The sequence below is a fragment of the Martinezella rhizogenes genome (assembly GCF_000799715.1).
GTDB classification, from domain to species: domain Bacteria; phylum Pseudomonadota; class Alphaproteobacteria; order Rhizobiales; family Rhizobiaceae; genus Rhizobium; species Rhizobium rhizogenes_C.
In genome coordinates this window covers 457,999-482,495 of record NZ_JUHG01000011.1, presented here as the reverse complement: position 1 = coordinate 482,495, position 24,497 = coordinate 457,999, and the positions used below count along the sequence as shown (strand labels likewise).

The window sequence follows — 24,497 nt, the reverse complement described above, 5'->3', positions numbered from 1 at the left end:
ATTTCACGAGTGGGCGGTTGCGCGTTGAAAATGATTAGACTACGTTTTTCCGGCAACGTTTCAGTGAGGGAGGAAAACTCATGAATATTCGTTTGATGGCGGCTACGCTTGCAGCGTCGGTCGTATTGCCATTCGGAGCGGCCAACGCGACCGATCTGGAGGTAACGCATTGGTGGACATCCGGTGGCGAAGCTGCCGCGGTGGCCGAGTTTGCAAAGGCGTTCGACGCCACCGGCAATCACTGGGTCGATGGGGCGATTGCCGGCTCCGGCGGTACCGCGCGTCCGATCATGGTCAGCCGCATCACCGGCGGCGATCCGATGGGCGCCACCCAGTTCAATCACGGCCGCCAGGCCGAGGAGCTTGTGCAGGCAGGCCTCATGCGCGACCTGACCGATGTCGCCACGAAGGAACACTGGAAGGACGTCATTCGCCCATCCAGCCTGCTCGACTCCTGCACGATCGACGGCAAGATCTATTGCGCTCCGGTCAATATCCATTCCTGGCAGTGGCTCTGGCTTTCGAATGCAGCCTTCAAGAAGGCCGGCGTCGAGGTTCCGAAGAACTGGGATGAGTTCGTTGCCGCCGGTCCCGCGTTGGAGAAGGCTGGCATCGTTCCGCTCGCCATCGGTGGCCAGCCGTGGCAGGCTACGGGTGCCTTCGACGTGTTGATGGTCGCTATCGCCGGCAAGGACAATTTCCAGAAAGTGTTTGGCGACAAGGATGCGAAAGTGGCGGCGGGGCCGGAAATCGCCAAGGTCTTCAAGGCTGCTGACGATGCCCGCAAGCTGTCCAAGGGTTCTAACGTTCAGGACTGGAACCAGGCCACGAACCTGGTCATCACTGGCAAGGCTGGCGGTCAGATCATGGGCGATTGGGCACAGGGTGAGTTTGCTCTCGCAGGCCAGAAGGCCGGCACGGATTATACCTGCCTTCCGGGTCTCGGCGTCAACGAGATTATCTCGACGGGTGGCGACGCGTTCTACTTCCCGTTGCTGAAGGACGAAGCCAAGTCGAAGGCTCAGGAAGTGCTGGCCAAGACGCTGCTCGATCCGAAGACGCAGGTCGCCTTCAATCTGAAGAAGGGCTCGCTGCCCGTGCGCGGCGACGTGGATCTTGCGGACGCCAATGACTGCATGAAGAAGGGCCTCGAGATCCTGAAGAAGGGCAACGTGATCCAGGGGACGGACCAGCTTCTCTCCGCCGACACTCAAAAGCAGAAAGAAGACCTGTTCTCCGAGTTCTTCGCAAATCCCGCGATGACGCCGGAAGCGGCGCAGAAGCGCTTTGCCGATATCATCGCCGCGGCTGATTGATTTCCATCTTCTCGCTGTCGTGATACCGGCCCCGCGTTTGGGGGCCGGTATCACCGCCGGGACACATCATGTGACCCCGGTTTGCCACAGCGCCCGTCTTGGGCGGCGGACCGCATCTATATGATGGTCACCGTGAATGAGGGGAAACGCAGGAACCGCGGTCATGGACCTGGTTTCTGATCGTCGAAGCAGTTGCGATGCAGAAGGAGCTACAATGACGGGTCAAGCGAAAGCCGGCCGGCCAAATCAATATCTGCGCAATCTAAACTCGAAGATTGCATCCATTCCAATGATCCTGACGGCTGTCGTCATCTTCCTTGGCGGCTCAATCTGGACGGTGGTTTATTCCTTCACCAGTTCAAAGCTGCTGCCTCGCCTCAGCTTTGTCGGACTGGACCAGTACCATCGCCTGTGGGCGGCGCCGCGATGGATCATGTCCATCGAAAATCTTGCGGTTTACGGCATCCTTTCCATGATCTTCAGTCTCGTCATCGGCTTTGTGCTGGCTGCGTTGATGGACCAGAAGATCCGGTTCGAAAACACCTTCCGCACGATTTTCCTCTATCCTTTTGCCCTTTCTTTCATCGTCACCGGCCTTGTCTGGCAGTGGCTGCTCAATCCCGAATTCGGCATCCAGTCGGTGGTGCGTTCGCTTGGTTGGACAAATTTCACGTTCGATCCGCTCTATACGCCAAGCATCGTCATCTACGGCGTGCTGATCGCCGCGCTCTGGCAAGGAACGGGTCTTGTGATGTGCCTGATGCTCGCCGGCCTGCGCGGCATCGACGAGGACATCTGGAAAGCCTCGCGTGTGGACGGGATACCCATGTGGAAGACCTATCTTTTCATCATCATTCCGATGATGCGCCCGGTCTTCATCACCACGCTCGTCATCATCGCCAGCGGTATCGTCAAGGTCTACGACCTCGTCGTCGCGCAGACGAGCGGCGGCCCCGGAATCTCTTCGGAAGTTCCGGCGAAATATGTCTACGACTACATGTTCCAGGCGCAGAACCTCGGGCAGGGGTTCGCAGCTTCCACCATGATGCTGGTGACTGTCGCCATCATCATCATCCCCTGGGCCTACCTGGAATTCGGCGGAGGGCGCAAGCGTGTCTGATTCAGTGACTCTCAAGAATGCGAATGAAGTCGCGACTTCGACCGGCAAGATGTTCTCGGGGCCGAATGGCCGCAAGCCGCGTCCGGTGCTTTCCGGCCGCAACATCATGCTCTACGGCACGCTCTTTGTTGCCGCCATCTACTACCTGCTGCCGCTTTACGTGATGATCGTCACCTCGCTGAAGGGGATGCCCGAAATCCGTATGGGCAACATCTTCTCGCCGCCGCTGGAAATCACATTCGAACCCTGGGTGAAAGCCTGGGCGACGGCCTGTACTGGTCTGAATTGCGACGGTCTTTCCCGTGGCTTCTGGAATTCGGTTCGCATCACCGTGCCGTCGACGATCCTCTCGATCGCGATTGCCTCGGTCAACGGCTACGCGCTGGCCAACTGGCGCTTCAAGGGCGCGGATCTGTTCTTCTCGATCCTCGTCGTCGGCGCGTTCATTCCCTATCAGGTGATGATCTATCCGATCGTCATCGTGCTGCGCGAGATCGGTATCTACGGCACGCTCAGCGGGCTGATCCTGGTGCACAGCATCTTCGGCATGCCGATTCTGACGCTTCTATTCCGCAATTATTTCGCATCGCTGCCGGTGGAGCTTTTCAAGGCTGCCCGCATCGATGGCGCCGGTTTCTGGCAGATTTTCCTGCGCATCATGCTGCCCATGTCGCTGCCGATCTTCGTCGTCGCCATGATCCTGCAGATCACGGGCATCTGGAACGACTTCCTGTTCGGCGTCGTCTTCACCCGGCCGGAATATTATCCGATGACCGTGCAGCTCAACAATATCGTCAATTCTGTCCAGGGCGTGAAGGAATATAACGTCAACATGGCGGCAACGATCCTGACGGGTCTTGTTCCGCTGGTCGTCTATTTCGTCTCCGGACGGCTTTTCGTCCGCGGCATCGCCGCCGGCGCAGTGAAGGGTTGATTCATGAACAGCAGCGTTTCCATCAAAGACCTGTCGCTCGATTTCGGCGCGGTCACCGTTCTGAAGAACCTCAATCTTGAGATCGACGACGGTGAATTCCTTGTCTTGCTCGGCTCGTCTGGCTGCGGCAAGTCCACGCTTCTCAACTGCATTGCCGGCCTGCTCGACATCACCGAAGGGCAGATCTTCATCAAGGGCAAGAATGTCACCTGGGAAGAGCCGAAGGACCGTGGAATCGGCATGGTGTTCCAGTCTTATGCGCTCTACCCGCAAATGACGGTCGAAAAGAACCTGTCCTTCGGATTGCAGGTTGCCAAGGTACCTCAGGCGGATATCGACAAGCGCATCGCTCGCGCCGCCGAAATCCTGCAGATCCAGCCATTGCTGAAGCGCAAGCCAGCCGAGCTTTCCGGCGGTCAACGCCAGCGCGTGGCGATCGGCCGCGCCCTGGTGCGCGATGTCGACGTGTTCCTCTTCGACGAGCCGCTGTCCAACCTTGATGCCAAGCTGCGCTCGGAGCTGCGCGTCGAGATCAAGCGGCTGCATCAGTCGCTGAAGAACACGATGATCTACGTCACCCACGACCAGATCGAAGCCCTGACGCTCGCCGACCGCATTGCCATCATGAAGAACGGCATCATCATGCAGCTCGACGATCCCACAACGATCTACAATGAGCCGCGCAATCTCTTCGTTGCCGGCTTCATCGGCTCGCCGTCGATGAATTTCCTGAAAGGTGAACTGGTCAATCGGGAGGGTAAGGTCGCCTTTGCCACCAACGATGTGATCTTCTCGCTTGACGGCTACAGGGCCGCCGAGCCGCTGGAAGCGGGCCGCAAGGTCGTCCTTGGGGTTCGTCCAGAGCATATCAAGGTCAACGAGGATCTGGGTCCCGGCGCGGAAACGCATGATGCGACCGTCGACATCGAAGAGCCGATGGGCGCCGACAACCTGCTCTGGCTCAATCATGCTGGACACACCATGTCGGTGCGCATCAATGGCGCACGGCGCTTCAGCCCGGGATCGCGCGTCAAGCTCGGCTTCGACATGACCGTCGCCTCGCTTTTCGACGCACAAACAGAACTCAGAATCTAGTCCTCAAAACGGAGGCGGCTTGGCCGCCTCCGCTCATAGCGGTCCGAGGAAGTCCGATGTCGTCTGTATTCAATGATGGTTTCAATCTCGATCTGGCTGGTTCGTGGCGGCTCACGTCTCCCGACAGCGATCACTCCCTTTCCATGCCGGTTCCCGGCGACGTCCATACCGCGCTTCACGCCGCCGACCTCATTCCCGATCCCTATTTCGGACGGAATGAAGAGGTGGTGCAGTGGGTCGCCAATCAGGACTGGCAAATCGCACGCAACTTCAATGTCGATGATGCCAGCGGCAGTTGGTATCTGGATATCGACTATCTCGATACGGTGGCGAGCGTCTATGTCAACGACGTACTCGTACTTGAGGGCAACAACAGCTTCCAGCGCTATCGCCCCGACGTTTCGAAAGCGCTGAAGGCCGGCGAGAACACCATCCGCATCGTGCTGCATTCCAGCGTCAAGGCGGGTGCCGAGCTGCAGGCGAAGCAGCCATTCTATATCCCTTACAGCACGGCCAACTCACCGATCCCGAACGGTAACATGCTGCGCAAGCCGCAATGCCATTTCGGCTGGGATTGGAACATTGCCGTCGCTCCTCTTGGGCTCTACGGCACCATCGCGCTGAAGAAGCTCGAGATTGCCCGCATCGAGAACGTTGTCACGCAGCAGTTCCACAATGCGGACGGCTCGGTCGATCTCAAAGTGACCGCGGCGCTGTTTGCGAAGGGCACCGGTGTCGCGCAGGTCTATTTTGCTCTCGATGACGAGCGGTTGCGGCTCGATATCGGCGTCAATGTCGGCGAGACCTCGATCACCCATGTCTTCCATATCGACAAGCCGAAACTCTGGTGGCCGGCGGGCAGCGGCGAGCAGGCGCTCTACGCGCTGTCTGTTGAGACCAATTCCGAAACCGTGATGAGGCAGATCGGTCTGCGTACCGTCGAACTGATCACCGACGAGGACGAGGTGGGCAGCCGCTTTGCCCTCAAGGTCAATGGCCACGAGATCTTTGCGCGCGGCGCCAACTGGATCCCCGCGGATGCGCTGTTTTCACGCTCCAGCCCCGCCTTGACCGAGGACCTGTTGCAGTCGGCGGCGGCCGCCAACATGAACATCATCCGCGTCTGGGGCGGCGGTTTCTATGAGCATGACTGGTTCTACGATATCTGCGACGGGCTCGGGCTGATGGTCTGGCAGGACTTCATGTTTGCCTGCAATCTCTATCCCTCGACCGGAGACTTCCTCGAAAATGTCGCAGACGAAGTGGGTTATCAGGTCCGGCGCCTGGCGACGCATCCGTCGATCGCGCTCTGGTGCGGCGACAATGAGCTGGTGGGAGCGCTCACCTGGTTCGAGGAATCACGCAACGACCGCGACCGTTATCTCGTCTCCTACGACCGTCTGAACCGGACGATCGAGCAGGCGATGAAGAAGGCCGCACCCGATGCAATCTGGTGGCCCTCAAGCCCTGCTTCCGGCTATCTCAACTTCGGCGATGCCTGGCATGCCGACGGCTCCGGCGACATGCATTACTGGTCGGTCTGGCACGAGAACAAATCCTTCGACAATTATCGCTCTGTGCGCCCGCGCTTCTGCTCGGAATTCGGCTTCCAGTCCTACACATCGCTGCCGGTCATCAAGACCTATGCCGACGTCAAGGACATGAACATCGCGTCTCCAGTCATGGAGCTGCACCAGAAGAATGCCGGCGGCAACGAGCGCATTGCCGGCACGATGTTCCGCTATTTCCGCTTTCCCAAGGATTTCCCGAACTTCGTCTATCTGAGCCAGGTGCAGCAGGGCCTCGCCATCAAGACGGCAGTGGAATATTGGCGCTCGCTCAAGCCGCATTGCATGGGCACGATCTATTGGCAGCTCAACGACACCTGGCCGGTGGCCTCATGGTCGAGCCTCGACTACGGTGGGCGTTGGAAGGTAATGCACTATCTGGTGCGCCGCTTCTTCCAGCCAGTCTCGGTTGCGGCGATCCCGTCCGAGGACAACAAGACCATCCGCTTGTCACTGGTCAATGACACCACTGTCGATGTCACCGTCGATGTCGCTGTATCGCTGCTCAAGCTCGACGGCGAGCGTGTGCCGCTGACGACGGCGCATGCGGTCTGCACGCCGGATGCGGCCGTCACCGCATTGTCCATCGATGCCTCGCAGGTGCCGGCCGATTGCCTGCTGGCGTGGCGCTTCACAGCTTCGAATGGCATGGGCGGCGAGGGGCACTATGTTCACGGCACCTACAAGGCGCTGGAGCTTCAACCAGCGGGCCTGACGGTCCAGAGGAAAGAGATCGAGGAAAACGGCACGGTGGAGCTGACCGTCACCGCTCGGGGACTGGCGCTGTTCGTGATGATCGAGAGTGAGACCGATGGGCGTTATTCCGACAACGCCTTCGACCTCGCCGCCGGCGAAAGCCGCCGTATCGTCTTTACGCCGACAACGCCGCTTGCCGGCGCTGTTCCGGACTTCCGCATTTACGACCTGCAGTCCAGCCAATCGGTGGACTGAGGATATCCGGCCGCCATCCGGCGGTATTTCAGGGCCGTTGGCCCATGACAGAAGGCCGCGAGGCCAATGGAGAGCATGACGATGACGAAACTTGGATTTCAGATTTATAGCGCCCGCAACTTTCAGCCCTATTCCGATGTGTTCGTAAAGCTCGGCAAGGCCGGCTATGCGGAAGTCGAGGGCTTCGGCGGCATCTATGCCGATCTCGACGAGGCTGGCCTCAAGAATCTTCGCGCCGAACTTGACCAGAACGGCCTGGTGATGGCGAGCGGCCATTTCAGCCCGGATTTCCTCGATGGTCAGGTGCAGAAGTCACTGACGATCGCCAAGACCCTCGGCATGGATTCGATCTACGCACCGCATCTGGCCGCCGATCAGCGCCCGACGGACGCCGCCGGCTGGCTTGCTTTTGGCAAGCGCCTGCAGGAGATGAGCAAGCCCTACAAGGACGCGGGCTTCGAATTCGGCTGGCATAATCACGACTTCGAATTCGTCAAGCAGGCCGACGGCTCGCTGCCGATCGAGCAGATCTTCGAAGGCGCTCCTGGTATCTCGTGGGAAGCCGACATCGCCTGGGTCATCCGTGGCGGCGGCGATCCCTTCGCCTGGATCGAAAAGCTCGGCCCGCGCATCACGTCGGTTCACGTCAAGGACATTGCGGCCGCCGGCGAGAACAAGGACGAAGACGGCTGGGCCGATCTCGGCCATGGCACCGTTCCGTGGCAGAAGCTGCTGAAGGTGCTCGCCGGCACCAAGGCCAAGCACTACGTTATCGAGCATGACAATCCGAACGATATCGATCGTCTGATCACGCGCTCCATCGCATCCTTCAAGACCTACTGAGGCACTATCCCATGGCTAAGGAACTTGGCGTCGGCATCCTCGGATGCGGCAATATCTCAACGACCTACTTCAAGCTCTCTCCGCTCTTCAAGGGCCTGAAGGTGCTCGCCTGCGCTGATATCAACATGGATGCGGCGCGCCTGCGCGCCGAGGAATATCAGGTCAAGGCGCAGACGGTGGACGACCTGCTCGCCAATGACGAGCTCGACGTCATCGTCAACCTGACGATCCCGGACGCACATTTTCCGATCTCCAAGCGCATTCTGGAGGCCGGAAAGCACGTCTATTCGGAAAAGCCTCTGGTGCTGACCCTGGAGCAGGGCGAGGAGCTGCGTCGCATCGCCAAGGAGAAGGGGCTTGCCGTCGGCTGCGCTCCCGATACCTTCCTCGGCGGCGCGCACCAGCTCGCCCGCAAGTTCATCGACGACGGCGGCATCGGCCGCGTGACGTCGGGCACTTGCCACGTCATGAGCCCGGGCATGGAAATGTGGCATCCGAACCCGGACTTCTTCTTCCTACCGGGCGGCGGTCCGATCCTCGATCTCGGCCCTTACTATATCGCCAACCTGATCAACCTCATCGGTCCGGTGAAGCGCGTCGGCGCGATGACCTCGATGGCGTCGGAAACCCGCACCATCACCAGCCAGCCGCGCAATGGCGAGACTATCCCGGTGAAGACGCCGACGACGATCCAGGCGCTGCTGGAATTCGTCAGCGGCGCCACGGTGACGGTAACGGCGAGCTGGGACGTCTGGTCGCATCGTCACGCCAATATGGAGCTCTACGGCACCGAGGGCTCGCTCTACGTGCCCGACCCGAATTTCTTTGGCGGTGTGGTCGAGGCCAGCGGCCGCGACAAGGACATCAAGCCGCTCGCCGACTGGGCACATCCCTTCGGCATCGCCAACCAGGAAAGCCCGAGCGGCGCGCGCGCCAACTATCGCACGGCCGGTCTTGCAGACATGGCGGCATCGCTGATCGACGGGCGCGATGCGCGTTGCTCGCTCGACCGCACGCTGCATGGCGTCGACGTTATGACCTCGATCCTGAAATCGGGTGCGGAAAACCGCTTCATCGACTTGGCCACGACCTGCACGCAGCCGGCGGCACTTGGCATCGAAGAGGCGCAGGCGCTCTTGAAGTAGACGCAGGAAAAGCTAGTTTGCGCGCGGGTGGGTTAGCTCGCGCGTTTTTTATCTCAAAGGAATTGGTATCATGGCTTGGCAACCGGCATCTGACCGTTATGCAAAAATGAAATACAACAGAACGGGCCGTTCCGGCCTGAAGCTGCCGGCGGTTTCGCTGGGGCTTTGGCACAATTTCGGTGGCGACACGCCGCATGACCGCAAGGTCGACATGTGCCGCACCGCCTTCGATCTCGGCATCACCCATTTCGACCTCGCCAACAATTACGGCCCGCCTCCCGGCAGCGCCGAAACCGCTTTCGGCGAGATCCTGCGCACTGACTTCGCCGGTCTGCGCGATGAGCTGATCATCTCGTCGAAGGCCGGATACGACATGTGGCCGGGTCCCTATGGCGAATGGGGCAGCCGCAAGTATCTGATCGCGTCCTGCGACCAGAGCCTGAAACGCATGGGTCTCGACTATGTCGATATCTTCTATTCCCACCGTTTCGACCCGGATACACCACTCGAAGAAACCTGCGCGGCGCTCGACCATATCGTCCGTTCGGGCAGGGCGCTCTATGTCGGCATCTCCTCCTATAATTCGCAGCGCACGCGCGAGGCTGCCGCAATTCTGAAGGAGCTCGGCACGCCTTGCCTGATCCACCAGCCGAGCTACTCCATGCTCAACCGCTGGGTCGAGGATGATGGTCTGGTCGATACGCTGGAAGATCTGGGCATCGGCTCCATCGTCTTCTCGCCGCTTGCCCAGGGCATGCTGACGACAAAATATCTTGGTGGCATCCCCAGCGACAGCCGCGCCGCCCAGAACCATTTCCTGAAGCGCGACTTCATTCGTCCGTCGATCCTCGAGAATATCCAGAAGCTCAACCAGATCGCCGAAAAGCGGGGCCAGACGCTGGCGCAGATGGCAATCGCCTGGGTTCTGCGCGGCGGCCGCATCACCTCGGCGCTGATCGGCGCCAGCCGGTCGTCGCAGATCGTCGATTGCGTCAAGGCGCTCGACAATCTCGAATTCACCGCGGAAGAGTTGAAGGAGATCGATGTCTACGCCCGCGAGGCCGACATTAATCTCTGGGCCAAGTCGGCCGAGCGCGACTGATCAATCGAAAACGCCCGGACCTGGTTCCGGGCGTTTTTCTTTGTCTTGATGTCATATTGCCGTCCGAACGGCGCATATTGGTGTGTTCTCTGGAGGAGATGTCCCATGATCCGCAACCCGATCCTGCCGGGCTTCAACCCCGATCCATCCATCTGCCGCGTCGGCGAGGATTACTACATCGCCACGTCGACCTTCGAATGGTATCCGGGCGTGCAGATCCATCATTCGCGCGATCTGGTGAACTGGACGCTGGTGCGCCGACCGCTGGAGCGGGCCTCGCAGCTTGATATGCGCGGCGACCCCGATAGCTGCGGCATCTGGGCGCCATGCCTTTCCTATGCCGATGGCCTGTTCTGGCTGGTCTACACCGACGTCAAGCGCTACGACGGCAATTTCAAGGATGCCCATAACTATATCGCGACCTCTCCGACGATCGAAGGCGAATGGTCCGAGCCATCCTATGTCAACTCCTCGGGCTTTGACCCATCACTCTTCCATGACGAGGACGGCCGCAAATGGCTCGTCAACATGCAATGGAACCAGCGCACGGAAAGCTATGGCGGCTCGCCGAAGACGCCGGCTTTCGATGGTATCCTGTTGCAGGAATGGGATGCTGCGACGAAATCGCTGAAGGGTCCGATCAAGAACATTTTCGCCGGCACCGAACTAGGCCTGGTCGAAGGCCCGCATCTCTTCAAGCGCAACGGCTGGTATTATCTGACCACCGCCGAGGGGGGCACGGGCTATGACCACGCTGTTACCATGGCACGCTCGCGCAATATCGACGGTCCGTACGAGCTGCATCCGAACAGGCATTTGATCACCTCGAAGGATCGCCCGGACGCGGCCTTGCAGCGGGCTGGGCATGGCCAGTATGTCGAGACGCCGGATGGGCAGTTCTACCATACGCATCTTTCCGGCCGTCCACTGCCGCCGCATCGTCGCTGCACGCTTGGCCGCGAGACCAGCCTGCAGAAATGCGTCTGGAAGGAAGACGGCTGGCTCTATCTGGAAAATGGCACTACGGTCCCGGATGTCGAGGTGCCCGGCCTGAACGGCGCTGAGCGTATCGAGAAGCCGCGCCGCAGTGGCTATAATTTCGACGGCGGCAACCTGCCGGCGGATTTCCAATGGCTGCGCACGCCGCAGCCGGAGCGCATCTTCAGCCTGACGGATCGATCAGGTCATCTGCGGCTCTTCGCGCGCGAAAGCATCGGCTCCTGGTTCGAACAGGCGCTGGTCGCCCGCCGGCAGGAGCACCACAGCTTCCGCGCCGAGACCGTCGTAGAGTTCCAGCCGGATACCTATCAGCAGGTCGCGGGGCTGACGCATTACTATAATCGCTTCAAGCTGCATGCGATCGCCGTGACCCTGCATGAGAAACTCGGCCGCTGTGTCACCATCATGACCTGCGGCGGCGATTATCCGAACGGCCGGCTGATCTTTCCGATCGATGGCGGTGTTGCCGTTCCCGATGGGCGCATCCAGCTTGCCATGGAAGTCTACGACAACGACCTGCAGTTTTTCTGGCAAGCCGAAGGCATGGGGGCGTGGCAGGCGATCGGCCCTGTGCTCGACGCCGGCGTGATCTCCGATGAGGGCGGTCGTGGCGAACATGGCTCCTTCACCGGCGCCTTCGTCGGCATGTTCGCCTTCGATACGTCGGGGCGGGCAAAGACCGCCGATTTCGATTGGTTCAATTACGACGAGCTTTGATTTTCCTGATCATTGACCGATTATCGGGACGCCCTTATCCGCAAGGGCGGGCGGTATTTCTTTGAAATGCGAACTGTTGATGGTTTGTTGCACTCATTTTATCAGTAAATCCCGGCAAGCATCTAATTTTTATTACAAAAATGTAATGGAACCGTCAGGTTCGCTTCATCCTTCGTGGGATAGAAGCCTCCTTTGCAGATCGTGAATCGAGGAAACGTCCCAATGAGAAAATTCCTTTCCATCCTTCTCACCGCCTCGGTTCTGGCAACGCCGCTGGCAGTGGCCACTGAGGCTAATGCAGCGCCGGCGAACAAGCAGGTCGTTGTCGTCAAGAAAGACGTGGTCAAGAAGAAGGTCGTTGTTCGCAAGGGTGGCTGGGTCACGGGTCGTCGCTTGTCGGCATCCGATCGTCACCGTGCCGCCAACGTCGATTATCGTCGCCACCGCCTGTCGGCTCCGCCGCGCGGCTATCACTGGGTTCGCATCAAGAATAACTTCCTGCTCGTCGGCATGACCAGTGGTTTGATCTCCAAGGTGGTCAACGCCCGTTGAGGGCGGACCTGATATCGGAAGTGCAGAGAGGCGGTTCGATTGGGCCGCCTTTCGTTTAACAGCATCGGCGTCTGGCCGTGCCGCGAAGCCACTTGCAGCAGATCGCTTCAGGTGGTTTCTTTGTTTTCGATGGTCCGACGGTGGGTCTGTTGGATTTTTGGCCGCAAGAATCCGATTTTGCGGTAACGGGGAATGTCGTCTTAATCGGGCCAATCCCGAGGAAAGGAACGGCAATGAAGACGATCGCTGCTGGTGTACTCGACGTCGCCTATGAGGAGACCGGCCTAGAGGATGGCTTTCCTGTTTTATTGCTCCATGGCTTTCCCTATGACGTGCATGCCTATGATGACGTTGCACGGCAATTGGCAGGCAAAGGGTTGCGCTGCATAGTCCCGTTTCTTCGAGGCTGCGGCCCAACGCGCTTCCTTTCGGCGGAGACGCCTCATTCCGGTGAACAAGCGGCTCTTGGAGCGGATTTGCTGGCCTTGATGGATGCGCTCGCGATTGAGAGCGCCATTCTCGGCGGTTATGATTGGGGCGGCAGGGCGGCTTGCATCGTCGCAGCGCTCTGGCCGGCGCGTGTTCGTGGTCTGGTGAGCTGCGGTGCTGGCTACAATATTCAGAATATCGCTCAGGCAGGACTGCCTGTTTCTCCCGAAGAGGAGGCTCGCTACTGGTACCAATATTACTTCCATTCGGAGCGCGGCAGAGCCGGTCTTACCGCAAATCGCCGCGAGTTCTGTCGCCTCCTCTGGCGGCTATGGTCTCCGACATGGGCGTTTGACGACGAGACCTTTGACTGCAGTGCCGTCGCTTTCGACAATCCCGATTTCGTTGATGTCGTTATTCACTCCTATCGGCATAGATTCGGCGGCATTGCCGGCGACCCGGCTTTCGCAGAGATCGAGGCGCGTCTGGCGAAACAACCCGATATCACGGTGCCGACAATCGTATTGCAGGGAGCCGACGACGGCGTCGATCCGCCGCAAACGGCTGACCGTGATGCGGCTCATTTCTCCGTACATTATGCGCGTCGGATCATAGCTGGCGTGGGGCACAATCTACCGCAGGAGGCTCCGGGCGCCTTTGCGGAGGCGGTGCTTTCTCTCCTATAGATCTTTGAGGGTATTTGCGGATGAGCCGCACTGGGATTAATTCTTTACATCTCAAACAAGATTTTCTGCCAGAATCAAAAATCCCCGGCGCAATGACCGGGGATTTCTAGTTTCGCTTATCGTTTTGAACAATCAGCTCAGGCGGCCTGCCGCGTGGGCCAGCATGGTGTAGACCTTGCCGGTGTCGGAGGTCAGGTAGGACTGGGTGACGGTGCGGTCGCGGTCGGTGCGGGCGACGTCTGCCAGCAGCTTTTCGAAATCGGCGATGTAGCGGTCTACGGCGGTGCGGAATTCCGGTTCGCGGTCGTACTTGCGCTTGATCTCGTCAAAGGTCTGCTGGCCCTTCAGCGTGTAGAGACGGCGAGTGAAGACATCCCGTTCGCCGCGCTGATAACGGCGCCACAGGTCAACTGAGGCATCGTGGTCGATGGCGCGGGCGATGTCGACCGAGAGCGAGTTCAGCGATTCCACCACATGACGGGGATTGCGGGCTGCGGGGGCCGATTCCGTTTGCGTGCGCGGAGTGGCCTGACGTGCCGGCTGCAGGTCGGCATGTTCATCGCGCGATGCGCCGCGAAGAAGGTCGCTGATCCAGCCGCCACCAGCCGTTTCCTGGCGCGCGGGAACCGGAGCTTCCGTCGGACGCGGCTGCGGAGCGACCGGGCGTTCGGCGGCGATGGTGCCGCGCAGGCCCAGAGCCTCGATCGAGGGCTGCTGCGGCTGCGGAGCCGGCTGTTGCGGGGCAGGCTGCGGTACTGCCTGCTGAGCGACCGGTGCCTGCGGGGCGGGCTGCTGCGGCCGGGGAGCGGGAGCAGCGGCTGCGGGTGCTGCCGGGCGCGGACGCTGGGCCGGCTGTACGTCGGCAATCGTACGGGCCGTCGGCTCGGAGATTTCGAGGTGCTGTGTCGAGCGACCAACGATCTGCGAAATATCCTGCAGGGCCTTGATCTGCTCGGCCACCGCGCGGCGCATGGCGGCAGCACTTTCCTTGGCTTCTTCCGGAAGGTCGAAGGCACCGCGCTTCAGTTCGCTGCGGGTGAGGTCGAGCTCCCGGCGAATGTCGCCCGCCGAGCGGCGGATCTCATCGGTTGCGCCAGAGAAGCGACCAACAGCGTCGTCAACGGCAACACGCAGCGTTTCACGGAGCTGCTGAGCCGCGCCGTCCGAGGACTTGCCGGCTTCGGAGAGCATCTGTTCGACATCCGCGATCGAAGCCGAGAGGCCACCGCGAAGACGGTTCGTCAGATCGCCCGAGCGACGCTCGGCGTTGGCGAAGGTGCTCTCGATGGACTGGTTGGCTTCTTCGCCAGCCTTCTGCAACGTGCCGCGCATGGTCTCCGCCGCTTCTTCGGCGCGCTTTTCCGCTTCGGAAAGAACGCGGCCGATATCGGCGAAGGAGGACTGCACGCCCTGGCGCAGATTGCCGGTGACCTGGTTGGAGCGCTGTTCGGCACGGTCGAAGGCTGTCTCCACCATGCTGCCGAGGGCGCGCATGGTGTTTTCGATCTCTTCCGAGCGCTGCACCAGGCCTATGGACAGGTTTTGCAGCGCGGTTTCGCGCTCTTCCAGCGTCGAGACGAGGTTTGACTGCGCGGCACCCAGAAGCTGGGATGCCTGCGTCAGCACCTTGGAATGCTCGTCGAAGCGGCCGATGATACCGCCGACCTGCGACAGCGTCTTGCCAGAGATATCCGCGAGCTTGTCGACCTTGCCTTCGAGAAGCCGGGTCGAAGCGGAGACCATTTCGCCAGCCTTCGATGCGGAGTCGGCAAACTGTGCGGACGTCGCGCTGAGGCGACCGTCGACAGCGGCGAACTCCTGGGCGGCGTTGTTCAGCATGCCGACGATGGTCGAGTTGTTGTCCGCCAGCCGTTCGATGATGCCGTTGACGCTGGCAAGCAGGTTGTTCTCCAGCGAGCTGACGGTATTGGCGGCATGTTCGGTGCGGGCGGAGATTGCCGCCAGCGTATCATTGGTGCGCGACGCGATGGCGTCGATCAGGGCTGCGTTTTCCGCGCGCAGGCGGTCGGTGCTTTCCTGAGCGGCCTGCGAGATAAGGGCCGCTGCTTCCTGGCCGGTTGCCGCGTAGCGGTCGACGATTGGGCGTGCCTTTTCATCGATCAGGCGCGACAGTTCGGTGGAGCGGCCGGCGAGCATGGAGTTGAGCTCGCGGGTGCGCTCGTCGAGCGAGGTACGGATCGAGGTACCGCGGGCTTCCAGAGCCTTGTCGACATCAGCCAGCGTCGCATTGATCTCGTTGGCGCGTTCTTCCAGGTTGGAGCGGATTGCATTGCTGCGTTCGTCCAGCGCGCGCTCGACTTGCGCCATGGTGGAGGCGATCTGTTCGCTGCCGCCGGTGAGCGTGTTGCGGATGGCGGCGCCACGGACTTCCAGCGACTGTTCTGCGGAAGACAGGGCCTGCGAGATGGCGTTGACCTGGTTGCCGACCAGGGTCTCGGCTTCGGCAACCTTGTTGACGATTGCGTTGCCGGCTTCCGAGAAGGTCTGGGCGACGGCGGCGGCCTGGCTCGCCAGGCGATTGTGCGTCTCGGAGACGCGGCCGACGATTTCTTCCGAACGCTCGCTCATGACGCGGGTGAAGGCGTCGCTGTGGTTGCCAAGGTCGTCGGCGAATTGCTGGCCGGTACGGGCGAGCAGGTCGGCGGTGCGCGTGGCTTCGCTATCCATGCCCTGGGCGGCATCGGCGACGGCGGTGCGCAGTGTCGTGGCGAGATTGGTAGCCTTGCCTTCGATGGTGCGATTGACGGCTTCGAGGCCGAGGTTCAGCGCGCGGTCCATGGTCGACAGGCGCTCTTCGATGCGGGCGCTGCCGCTTTCGAGCGCCTGGTTCAGATGGATCGTGCGGCTGTCGAGTGCCTCGGCCATGCTTGCCAGACGGGTGTCGAGCGCGGAGGTGAGGCGGGTCGCAGCATCGTCGCCGCTGCTGTCGATTCGGGCAGCGCCGCTTGCCAGCGTGTCGGACAGCCGGTTGCCGGCGGCATCGACCTGAGCGGCAACGCCGCCAACGCCTTCATGGATACGATTTTCAAGAGCGGACAGGCTGGCTTCGACGCGCGAACCGGTGTCGGCGAAGCGGCTGGTCATGCCGTCGACCGACTGGTTAAGGCTGGTGGAGAAGTTCGCGGCCGAACGCTCGATATCACCGGCTGCCTGCTGGATGCGGCCGGCAATATCGCCGGCGCCGCTGTTGAGACGCTCTTCGAGTGTCTTTGCGCTGGCGTCGATGGTCTGGCGCAGCGAAGCTTCGCGATCCTCAAGGGACATTTCCAGCATGCTGGCGCTGGTGGCGATAGACGTTCCGATCGCAGTCGCCTGTTCCATCAGGGTATTGTCGATCTGGGCATGGGCGTCGCGGAGCGTCACGCTGATGGCGTTGCTGCGATCGTCCAAAGTGGAACGCATGCGCTCATAGGCGGAAGCAAGGTTCTCGTCCATCTGCGACAGGCCGGCGCCGAGCGCCTTTTCGACGCGTTCAGCCGAACCGCCGACGACGGTTTCGATACGGTCGCTGCTGCTGCCGAGCAGGCCGGAGAGCGTATCGGTATGGCTGCTGAGCGAACGGTCGAGGCGTTCCTGATTTTCGGTATAGGCGGCGCGAATGGCATCGGCCTTGTCGCCAAAGGCGCCGGCGACGCGGGACTCTGCTCCGGCAACACTGTCGAGCAGGGCATTGGCCCGGGCTTCCAGGGTCCCTTCGAAGCGGCTCTGGTTCTCGGCGAGTGAGATGGCGAATGCCATGCTCTTGTCGTCGAGCGTATCTGTCAGCGCGGCATGGCCATGGTTGATCGACTGGGTGATCGCGTCTGCGCTGTTTGCCAGCGTTTCTTCGATCCGGGCCTGGTTGTCGGACAATGCGATGGCAAGGGCCAGCGTCTTGTCGTCAAGGCTGTTGACGATCTTGTCATGGGTGCCGGCGACCGTGTTGGCGAGCGCATCCATGCGGCTGGAAAGCGAATTTTCCAGGCGCGCTTGCGTATCGGCCAGCGAGGCGGCCAAGGCGACAGCCTTCTGATCCAGCGTGTCGGCAACGGCGCTGTGGTTGCCTGAGAAGGCGTTGGTGATCGCCTCAGCACGATGGGCCAGCGTCTCCTCAAGGCGCGACTGGCCGTGGGTCAATGCGGCAGCAAGAGCCTTGGTCTTGCCGTCCATCGTATTGGCGACCGCTTCGGCATGGCCGGCAACGGTGTCTTCCAGCCTTGCCTGGCTTTCCGAGAGGGCAATGGCGAGGGCAATGGCTTTATCATCCAGCGTGTCGGCAATCTTGCTATGCGTTTCCGCCAGCGTGCTGGTCAGGCTCTCGGTGCGGCTATTCAACGTGTCTTCGATACGCGACTGGCCATCGGAAAGCGTAATGGCAAGTGCCATGGCCTTATCGTCGAACGTATCGGCGATCTTTGCGTGCGTATCGGCCAATGTGCTGGTCAGGATCTCGGCACGGTTGTTCAGCGTGTCCTCGATACGAGACTGGCCCTCCGAAAGCGCGATAGCAAGAGACATAGCCTTGTCGTCGAGCGTGTCGGCGATCTTGCTGTGAGTGTCGGCGACGGTATTTGCGAACGTGTCTGCGCGGCTTGCCAGCGTGTTTTCGAGACGAACCTGGCTTTCCGCAAGCGAACTTGTCAGCTTCGACGTGCGCTCGTCGAGTGCGGAGGTCAGGGTCTCATGGGTGCCGCTGACGGCGTTGATGATACCTGCGGAGCGGTCTGCCAGCGACTGCTCAAAGCGCGTCTGGTGGTCGGAGAGAGCGCCGAACAGCGCGCTGCTGCGCTCGGCCATGACGGCGTCGACATGCTCATGCGCGGAGCCCAGCGCCTGGGTGATTTCGCTGGTGCGGGCAGATAGCGTGTTGTTGATCTCGTTGGCGCGGCCGAGGAAGGTGCTGGTCAGCTCGCTCGTGCCCTTGTTGAGGGCAGAGGAGATGTCCGTTGTGGCCGTCTGCACGGTTTTGGTGAATTCGCCGGAATGGGCCGCGAGCGTGTCGGTCAGCTCGGCCGAGCGACCGGCAAAGGCCGAAGTCAGTTCGTCCGTGCCACTCTTGAGGACCGTCGAGACATCGCGTGCTACGCCCTGCACCGCGGAGGTGAAGGCGCCGGCTCTGTCGCCGATTGCGCTTTCCAGCACTTCCTGTCCTGTCGCAAACGTCGTTGCCAGCGCGAAGGACTGGTCGGTCAGCGAAGAGCCGAGGCGTTCGATGCTGGAGGTCAGAATGCCATCAATGGCATCCGAGCCGCCGCTCAGCGTCTCGTTAATCTGCGCCAGGCTTTCCGACAGCTTGCTGTCCAGCGAGCCGGCGCGCTTGTCGAAGGCGGAGGTGAATTCAGAGACGCGCTCATCGAAGGTGGTCGAGAGATGCGCCACGGTCGACTGGAACCGCTCTTCGAAGAAGCCGGAGCGAAGGTCGATATCCATGATGGTATCGTCGGCGGTCGATTGCAGGCTCTGGCGGAAGCTCGCGCCCTTTTCGTCGAGGCTGCTGTTCAGCTTGGAGAGAACTGCGTCAAGCGTACCGGTGATCGAGCGCTCGCTGCCGGTCAGGCTCTCGCTGATTTCGCGGGTGCGGGCGACCAGTGTTTCGTTGAGCTGACGGGCACGCTCGTTGAGCGCGGTGTTCAGCTTCTCTGTATTGGCATCGAGCGTCGATGCGCGGGTCTCGAATTGGCCCACCAGTTCCTTGCCGCGTTCGGCAAGGGTAGATGACAGAGATTCCAGGCGTGCATCGAATTCCTGGCTCAGCGCGAAGCCGGAGGCATTGAGATTCTGCAGCAAGCTGTCGGTCTTGGCGGACAGCAGGGTGCCGAGCGCGTCCACGGCGGCATCGGATGTCTCCATCAGCGTGGCGGCGCGCGTGTCGATCATCGAGGCGAAGGCCTCGCCGGAGGTCGACAGGCGGACGGCGATTTCCTCGGTCGCCAGCGACAGATCTTCCCGGATCTGCTCATGCACGCCTACGATTGAGGAGCGAATGCGTTCGGCATGGTTGACGATCGCGTCGCGCTCCGAGCCGAGTTCATGCACGAGGCCGCGTACGCGCAGCTCGTTATCGGCATAGCTGCGCTCGAGCGCGTTCACTTCGGTATGAACCAGCGTCTCAAGCTCGGTGGCGCGGGCGATCGTCCGCTCGATGCCTTCATTCATGGCCGAGACTTCGCGGCGCACGGCCTGTCCGACCGTCATGATGCGTTCGGAGGCGACGGTTTCCGGCTCGACGAGGCGCAATGCCACCTCAGCCATGGAGCGGGCGGCGTTGCGCATGTCCTGTGCGCGCGAAATCATCATGCCAAAGGCATAGAAGAGAAGGACGGGAACGATGATGCCGATGCTGCAGGCGATGACGCCGGGAAGGGCGGCCAGATCGGCGAGCGTGCGGATGTTGCGGATCTGATCGCCGTAAAGCAGGAAGGCAAGACCGGCCCCGCCGACGATCCAGAATAGCGAGACGATCGTCGCGTTGCGGACCGCGTTGCTTTGGGAGCCGCCATCGAGCGCTTTCAGGATGCTCGCCGGGCTGGCGCGGTTGGTGTCATTGGCCGGAGCAAGGACTGGGCTCCTCGGCGCGTCGGCGGGGCGAGCCGCTGTTGCGGCAGCGGTCGTGCTGCGCGCTGCGGATGCCTTGCGGACGGCATCGTCCTCAGGCTGTGCTGCAGGCGGATTCGATGGCTCAGACACATTTGCCTCCGGGGCATCAGGCGTTGAACCGCCGCGAGACTCCAAGCTATCCTCACTGAAATCGATCTGTAAAGCTTCGTCCAATGCCTGAAAGGCCTTGTCCTCGATCGACTCGATGTACTTTTTGTTCGCCATACGGTTACGCCTCGTTACAACTCACTCGGGCCTGCCGTGTCTTTTCCAGAAAATCCGCCACGTCCGGAAAAGACGACCCCTGCCTCCCGCGAGGTCACCCGTCTTCGACTGATGTCGAGATGGATTTCCCATTACATTTCAGGGTGGATACCCGCTTTATCAAACGGAAGGTATGAAAACATTACCACTATCCACTCCTTGGGCAAAGGCATGCGCCATAAACCCAATTTAACAGTATCGTAGTGACACATTCCCCCAAGCGTGACAATTAAATCCGCCCTCGGTTCATCACGACATTAATGCGTTGTTAACATTTTTTAACTGCGGAACCCGGTGAAAATCAAAGAATTTAGCCATGTTTAACGCGCATTAACCATGTCGCAAGATTTGCGCCCTGAATGTGCCAAAATTTAACTCGATGGCCATCTGCAGGCCGCAAGTATGCGGCAGATCCCAAAGAAGTCATGGATATATATATAAGACGGGAGAATTGGCACATGGCAGCATTGAATATCGCGTTCGAGGCCCCGGATAATTCGCGGGGCGTGGCGCCATCGCGCGAGCGGGCGATCGACCTGGTTCATCTGGCGAAGCAGACGATGGGCGACAAGGCCCTGGAAGTGGAAGTGCTTCAGATGTTTGCTCGGCAGGCCCGGTCCTGTCTGCAGGAAATCAGCAGCGGCGACAGCAAGCGCGTCCGCGCCGCATCGCATCGGCTGAAGGGTGCCGCCAGCGCGGTTGGCGCATTCAAGGTGGCGGATGCCGCCAGTGCGCTTGAAAGCGACGCCGGCGACGCTTCCTGCATGGCGACGGTCACGACCAGCGTCATCGAGGCCGAGAATTTCATTCTCAAGCTGTCGCGTTGAACTGAGACGGCCGGAAACCAAGAATTCTTGTCATTGCGCCGCCAAACGGTTTCCGCCGTTTCGGCGGCGCAAATGTTGACTGCCCCCGGGAATTGGTGGAAGAAAAATTCCGGATCACCCTTCACACACGAGTACCGGAATTCATTGATATGACCAAACTGACCATCGTTGCTTTCGACGGCACGCGTTTCGACCTCAATGCCGACGAGGGCTCCACAGTGATGGAGAATGCCGTTCGCAACTCCGTTCCTGGCATCGACGCCGAATGTGGCGGCGCTTGTGCCTGCGCTACCTGTCATGTCTATGTCGACGAAGACTGGGTGGAGAAGGTTGGCGGTCCGCAGCCGATGGAAGAGGACATGCTGGACTTCGCCTTCGACGTCCGTCCGAGTTCACGGCTCTCCTGTCAGATCAAGGTGACGCAGGCGCTCGACGGTCTCGTCGTGCACGTTCCTGAACGTCAGGCCTGACAAACAGGCAATCTTTCCATAAGGTTGGCAAAAAGATGCCTCGCTCAGCTTGTCGCAGCGAGCGAGGCAAGGCGGGCGCATCACCAACAGGCAAGGGAGGAAACACCTGTGGTTTCAGGATGCGCCAGGAGAACACCTGGATATATGCATCACGAGCAGAACTCTGACAGGTCTTTGCGAAAAGCTTTTCTCTTTTTCGCCTTTCGATCCGCCAGCATCGGATCAGCGCTGTAACTGCTAGGAAGAACCTGTTTTAGATTCTCGTAAAGTTCAAAGAGCGAAACTGGTGAACGATTCACAGGTAATAGTGACAGTTTTCACACAGGTGGCTGTGATCAAAGTATGATTTCGGTGGAAAACCGTCTCGACGCCTATTATTCGCGGCTTCGCTGACTGCGATAGGTCAGCAGTCGCTGCATGCGATTCTGGAAATTCAGCGCCTCGATTCGGTCGAACCGGGCTTGGTCCTTGTCATGAAGTTCCGTTTCCCGCGCTGTGACGTCGTTCGCCTTATCCTGAAGCATATCGCAATCCTTGGCCGGCGGCAGAGCGAGGATCCGTTGTTCCATCCGACGCGCATGCTGGCGTGCGATATCCACATGCCGGTCCTCATGGCGCCGGATGTCGGCCGAAAGCGTATCCCAGATCATTGATAGTTGCCGGCTCGCATACCGGCGGTCGCGCCAGCGCGGCAGGATGATTTCGGTATCGACCGTGATCTTGGCGCCGGCAATATGGCAGCGCCCGTCTCTTTGTTCATAGGTGGCATTGCCGCCGAAGCGGATTTTCGTGGCGCCGGGATGATGGCTGCTGGAGCCCATGGCGAGCGGTCCGCGCGCATTCAACGACGCATCGAGCGTATCGGCACTGTTGCCCTTGATGTCGAAATAGGACACGGATTTGCGGGCGATCACCTCCGCTTCCGCCACACCGCAAATGCTGCACAGAAGCAACAGGATGAGCGGAACGCGGATGTGGCGGGATGCAAACGGCATTCATGCTGCTACCAGTTGAACTTCGATCAAGCTTGCGGCATAGGCACAGCGAGCGCAATATCAGGCGCGAGGTTTTTTCATTTTCAATGGGATGGACGGTTCGTGACGGAGCTTCGCAGCCATAGCTGGCATGTCGCGCATGGGCGTAGGCTCGATGTCGGCGAACAGAGCGTCATCATGGCGATCGTCAACGTAACGCCGGATTCCTTTTCCGACGGCGGCCACTATGAGGCTGTCGACGCGGCGGTTGCCCATGCGCTTGCCTGTGTCGAAGACGGCGCTGATATCATCGATATCGGCGGAGAGTCGACCAAGCCGAACGCGGATGCCGTCAGTGCCACCGAAGAGCAAGGGCGGGTGCTGCCCGTCATCGAGGCGTTGCGCGGCAAGACGGATGCGCTGATCTCCATCGACACCTATCGCGCCGATACGGCGCGGCTGGCGATCGGCGCCGGCGCGCATATCGTCAACGATATCTTTGGGTTACAGCGAGAACCTGAGATTGCTGCGTTAGCGGCACAGACGGGTGCGGGGCTCTGCATTATGCATACCGGCCGCGATCGCCAGAAGCTCACCGATGTCATCGACGACCAGGTGCTGTTTTTGAGCCGATCGCTCGATATCGCCGCCGCCGCCGGCGTGGACAGACAGAATATCGTGCTCGATCCCGGCTTTGGTTTTGCCAAGGATACCGAGGAAAATCTCGAGTTGATGGCGCGCTTCAACGCGCTGCTGCGTTTCGAATTGCCCCTGCTGGCCGGCACATCGCGCAAGCGCTTCGTCGGCGCGGTTACAGGGCGCGACGCATCGGAACGGGACGTGGGGACGGCGGCGACCAGCGCCATATTGCGTTTGCAGGGAGCTGCGATTTTTCGGGTACACAATGTCGCAATTAACAGGGACGCGCTGGCGGTCGCTGATGCTATCCTCAGGACACGGGCGAAATTAGGCGGCAGGACGCCATAAGCGATATGATCTACACCATCACCCTTCAGAACTGTGCCTTCTTTGCCCGCCATGGCGTGCATGATGAAGAAGAATTCCTCGGCCAGCGCTTCTTTGTCGATGCCGAACTCGACGTCGATGGCGGCGATGCGCTGGATAAGGATTCGATCGTCGATACCGTCAACTACGGCATCGCCTTCAGCGTCATCGAGGAAATCGTCACCGGCCGCCGCCGTTATCTGATCGAAGCGCTGGCGCTGGACGTCGCCAAGGAATTGTGTCGGCGTTTTCCGAATATCCGCCGGGCGAAGATCACCGTGCGCAAACCCAACGCGCCGGTTCCGGGCGTTCTCGATTATGTGCAGGTGAGCGTTGAACACTTTGCCTGAAGCTGGTTTTTCGCGCGCCACCCTCGGCCTCGGCGGCAATCTCGACAATCCGGTGCGGGCCATGGCGCTTGCCTTACGGACTCTGGACGCGCGCGCCGATTGCCGTGTTGCCGTGGTTTCGTGTGTCTATCGCACGCCGCCATGGGGCAAGACCGACCAATCCTTCTTCTATAACGCCTGCGCAGCCGTCGATACGACGCTGTCGCCGGAAGCACTGCTCGACGTGTGCCTCGATATCGAACGCGAGATGAAGCGGGTGCGGCTCGAGCGATGGGGGCCGAGGACCATCGATATCGATGTTCTGACCTATGGCGACATCGAGCAGGCGGAGCCCTTGCTGACGATCCCGCATCCGCGCATGACCGAGCGGGGATTCGTGCTGAAGCCGCTTGCGGATTTCGCTGCCGATCTCGTGGTTAAGGGACGGAAGGTTAAGGATTGGTTGGGCGCGGTGGACGTGCAGGGGATCGAGATTGCGGATGAAAACCGCGACTGGTGGCGTACCGCCTGAGTCGCAAACGAAAAAGCCGGCATTTCGATGCCGGCCTCTTCA

The 24,497-nt window shown here is 60.4% G+C and carries 18 protein-coding genes; 16 read left to right on the top strand and 2 right to left on the bottom strand.

What is annotated here, in order from left to right; all coding sequences use genetic code 11:
• Window positions 1-80: 80 nt before the first annotated feature.
• From EX00_RS06285 to EX00_RS06235, 11 genes are all read left to right on the top strand, one after another.
• Entirely contained in the window at window positions 81-1,316 is a 1,236-nt protein-coding gene (locus EX00_RS06285) for an ABC transporter substrate-binding protein (RefSeq protein ID WP_047455198.1), read from the top strand.
• 214 nt (window positions 1,317-1,530) lie between these two features.
• Window positions 1,531-2,436 carry a carbohydrate ABC transporter permease gene (locus EX00_RS06280; protein ID WP_047455196.1) on the top strand — a complete coding sequence of 302 codons (906 nt, stop codon included), beginning with the start codon at window positions 1,531-1,533 and terminating at the stop codon, window positions 2,434-2,436.
• Between the two features lie 49 nt (window positions 2,437-2,485).
• Window positions 2,486-3,370, top strand: a complete 885-nt coding sequence (locus EX00_RS06275) for a carbohydrate ABC transporter permease (protein WP_052210709.1) — start codon at window positions 2,486-2,488, stop codon at window positions 3,368-3,370.
• 3 nt (window positions 3,371-3,373) lie between these two features.
• Window positions 3,374-4,465, top strand: coding sequence for an ABC transporter ATP-binding protein (locus tag EX00_RS06270; RefSeq protein WP_047455192.1), 1,092 nt, complete (start codon window positions 3,374-3,376; stop codon window positions 4,463-4,465).
• Between the two features lie 56 nt (window positions 4,466-4,521).
• The gene (locus EX00_RS06265; protein WP_047455190.1) at window positions 4,522-6,984 is read left to right on the top strand and encodes a beta-mannosidase; all 2,463 of its coding nucleotides are present in this window, start codon (window positions 4,522-4,524) and stop codon (window positions 6,982-6,984) included.
• Window positions 6,985-7,065: 81 nt separating this feature from the next.
• Window positions 7,066-7,827: a sugar phosphate isomerase/epimerase family protein gene (locus EX00_RS06260; RefSeq protein ID WP_047457496.1), complete on the top strand. Its 762-nt coding sequence runs from the start codon at window positions 7,066-7,068 to the stop codon at window positions 7,825-7,827.
• An 11-nt stretch (window positions 7,828-7,838) separates the two neighbouring features.
• A complete protein-coding gene (locus EX00_RS06255) occupies window positions 7,839-8,972 on the top strand; it encodes a Gfo/Idh/MocA family protein (RefSeq protein WP_047455188.1) in 1,134 nt (377 codons plus the stop codon).
• 70 nt (window positions 8,973-9,042) lie between these two features.
• Entirely contained in the window at window positions 9,043-10,074 is a 1,032-nt protein-coding gene (gene mgrA / locus EX00_RS06250) for an L-glyceraldehyde 3-phosphate reductase (RefSeq protein ID WP_047455186.1), read from the top strand.
• A gap of 105 nt (window positions 10,075-10,179) precedes the next feature.
• The gene (locus EX00_RS06245) at window positions 10,180-11,790 is read left to right on the top strand and encodes a glycoside hydrolase family 43 protein (protein ID WP_047455185.1); all 1,611 of its coding nucleotides are present in this window, start codon (window positions 10,180-10,182) and stop codon (window positions 11,788-11,790) included.
• A 222-nt stretch (window positions 11,791-12,012) separates the two neighbouring features.
• The gene (locus EX00_RS06240) at window positions 12,013-12,342 is read left to right on the top strand and encodes an RcnB family protein (protein ID WP_047455183.1); all 330 of its coding nucleotides are present in this window, start codon (window positions 12,013-12,015) and stop codon (window positions 12,340-12,342) included.
• A gap of 233 nt (window positions 12,343-12,575) precedes the next feature.
• Complete coding sequence (locus EX00_RS06235) at window positions 12,576-13,457, top strand: alpha/beta fold hydrolase (protein WP_047455181.1); 882 nt, start codon at window positions 12,576-12,578, stop codon at window positions 13,455-13,457.
• A gap of 132 nt (window positions 13,458-13,589) precedes the next feature.
• Here the strand turns inward: EX00_RS06235 and EX00_RS06230 are convergent, their stop codons facing one another.
• On the bottom strand, window positions 13,590-20,279 hold the full coding sequence (locus tag EX00_RS06230) for an apolipoprotein A-IV repeat region-like domain-containing protein (RefSeq protein WP_047455179.1): 6,690 nt from the start codon (window positions 20,277-20,279) through the stop codon (window positions 13,590-13,592).
• Between the two features lie 497 nt (window positions 20,280-20,776).
• Between EX00_RS06230 and EX00_RS06225 the strand changes: the two genes are divergently transcribed.
• Together EX00_RS06225 and EX00_RS06220 are read left to right on the top strand one after the other, a co-directional pair.
• The gene (locus EX00_RS06225) at window positions 20,777-21,145 is read left to right on the top strand and encodes an Hpt domain-containing protein (protein ID WP_047455177.1); all 369 of its coding nucleotides are present in this window, start codon (window positions 20,777-20,779) and stop codon (window positions 21,143-21,145) included.
• A 149-nt stretch (window positions 21,146-21,294) separates the two neighbouring features.
• Window positions 21,295-21,615: a 2Fe-2S iron-sulfur cluster-binding protein gene (locus EX00_RS06220; protein WP_047455176.1), complete on the top strand. Its 321-nt coding sequence runs from the start codon at window positions 21,295-21,297 to the stop codon at window positions 21,613-21,615.
• A gap of 374 nt (window positions 21,616-21,989) precedes the next feature.
• Here EX00_RS06220 and EX00_RS06215 read toward each other — a convergent pair whose 3' ends face one another.
• Window positions 21,990-22,610 carry a DUF922 domain-containing Zn-dependent protease gene (locus tag EX00_RS06215; protein WP_047455174.1) on the bottom strand — a complete coding sequence of 207 codons (621 nt, stop codon included), beginning with the start codon at window positions 22,608-22,610 and terminating at the stop codon, window positions 21,990-21,992.
• A gap of 102 nt (window positions 22,611-22,712) precedes the next feature.
• On the opposite strand from EX00_RS06215, the gene folP reads away from it, so the two are divergent.
• Genes folP through folK form a run of 3 tightly spaced genes read left to right on the top strand, consistent with a single transcriptional unit; the run spans window position 22,713 to window position 24,455 of the window.
• On the top strand, window positions 22,713-23,576 hold the full coding sequence (folP, locus tag EX00_RS06210) for a dihydropteroate synthase (protein WP_047455172.1): 864 nt from the start codon (window positions 22,713-22,715) through the stop codon (window positions 23,574-23,576).
• Window positions 23,577-23,581: 5 nt separating this feature from the next.
• On the top strand, window positions 23,582-23,944 hold the full coding sequence (folB, locus tag EX00_RS06205) for a dihydroneopterin aldolase (protein WP_047455170.1): 363 nt from the start codon (window positions 23,582-23,584) through the stop codon (window positions 23,942-23,944).
• Entirely contained in the window at window positions 23,937-24,455 is a 519-nt protein-coding gene (gene folK, locus EX00_RS06200) for a 2-amino-4-hydroxy-6-hydroxymethyldihydropteridine diphosphokinase (protein WP_047455169.1), read from the top strand. The genes folB and folK overlap by 8 nt, the downstream gene beginning before the upstream one ends.
• Window positions 24,456-24,497: the final 42 nt, after the last annotated feature.

What these genes read in the sequence shown, in the direction of transcription:
- EX00_RS06260 (WP_047457496.1), top strand. Translation starts at nt 7,066, where the DNA reads ATGACGAAACTTGGATTTCAGATTTATAGCGCCCGCAACTTTCAGCCC.
- EX00_RS06280 (WP_047455196.1), top strand. Translation starts at nt 1,531, where the DNA reads ATGACGGGTCAAGCGAAAGCCGGCCGGCCAAATCAATATCTGCGCAAT.
- EX00_RS06215 (WP_047455174.1), bottom strand. Translation starts at nt 22,610, where the DNA reads ATGCCGTTTGCATCCCGCCACATCCGCGTTCCGCTCATCCTGTTGCTT.
- EX00_RS06225 (WP_047455177.1), top strand. Translation starts at nt 20,777, where the DNA reads ATGGCAGCATTGAATATCGCGTTCGAGGCCCCGGATAATTCGCGGGGC.
- mgrA (WP_047455186.1), top strand. Translation starts at nt 9,043, where the DNA reads ATGGCTTGGCAACCGGCATCTGACCGTTATGCAAAAATGAAATACAAC.
- EX00_RS06255 (WP_047455188.1), top strand. Translation starts at nt 7,839, where the DNA reads ATGGCTAAGGAACTTGGCGTCGGCATCCTCGGATGCGGCAATATCTCA.
- EX00_RS06265 (WP_047455190.1), top strand. Translation starts at nt 4,522, where the DNA reads ATGTCGTCTGTATTCAATGATGGTTTCAATCTCGATCTGGCTGGTTCG.
- EX00_RS06285 (WP_047455198.1), top strand. Translation starts at nt 81, where the DNA reads ATGAATATTCGTTTGATGGCGGCTACGCTTGCAGCGTCGGTCGTATTG.
- EX00_RS06235 (WP_047455181.1), top strand. Translation starts at nt 12,576, where the DNA reads ATGAAGACGATCGCTGCTGGTGTACTCGACGTCGCCTATGAGGAGACC.
- EX00_RS06245 (WP_047455185.1), top strand. Translation starts at nt 10,180, where the DNA reads ATGATCCGCAACCCGATCCTGCCGGGCTTCAACCCCGATCCATCCATC.
- EX00_RS06230 (WP_047455179.1), bottom strand. Translation starts at nt 20,279, where the DNA reads ATGGCGAACAAAAAGTACATCGAGTCGATCGAGGACAAGGCCTTTCAG.
- EX00_RS06270 (WP_047455192.1), top strand. Translation starts at nt 3,374, where the DNA reads ATGAACAGCAGCGTTTCCATCAAAGACCTGTCGCTCGATTTCGGCGCG.
- EX00_RS06220 (WP_047455176.1), top strand. Translation starts at nt 21,295, where the DNA reads ATGACCAAACTGACCATCGTTGCTTTCGACGGCACGCGTTTCGACCTC.
- folB (WP_047455170.1), top strand. Translation starts at nt 23,582, where the DNA reads ATGATCTACACCATCACCCTTCAGAACTGTGCCTTCTTTGCCCGCCAT.
- EX00_RS06240 (WP_047455183.1), top strand. Translation starts at nt 12,013, where the DNA reads ATGAGAAAATTCCTTTCCATCCTTCTCACCGCCTCGGTTCTGGCAACG.
- EX00_RS06275 (WP_052210709.1), top strand. Translation starts at nt 2,486, where the DNA reads ATGTTCTCGGGGCCGAATGGCCGCAAGCCGCGTCCGGTGCTTTCCGGC.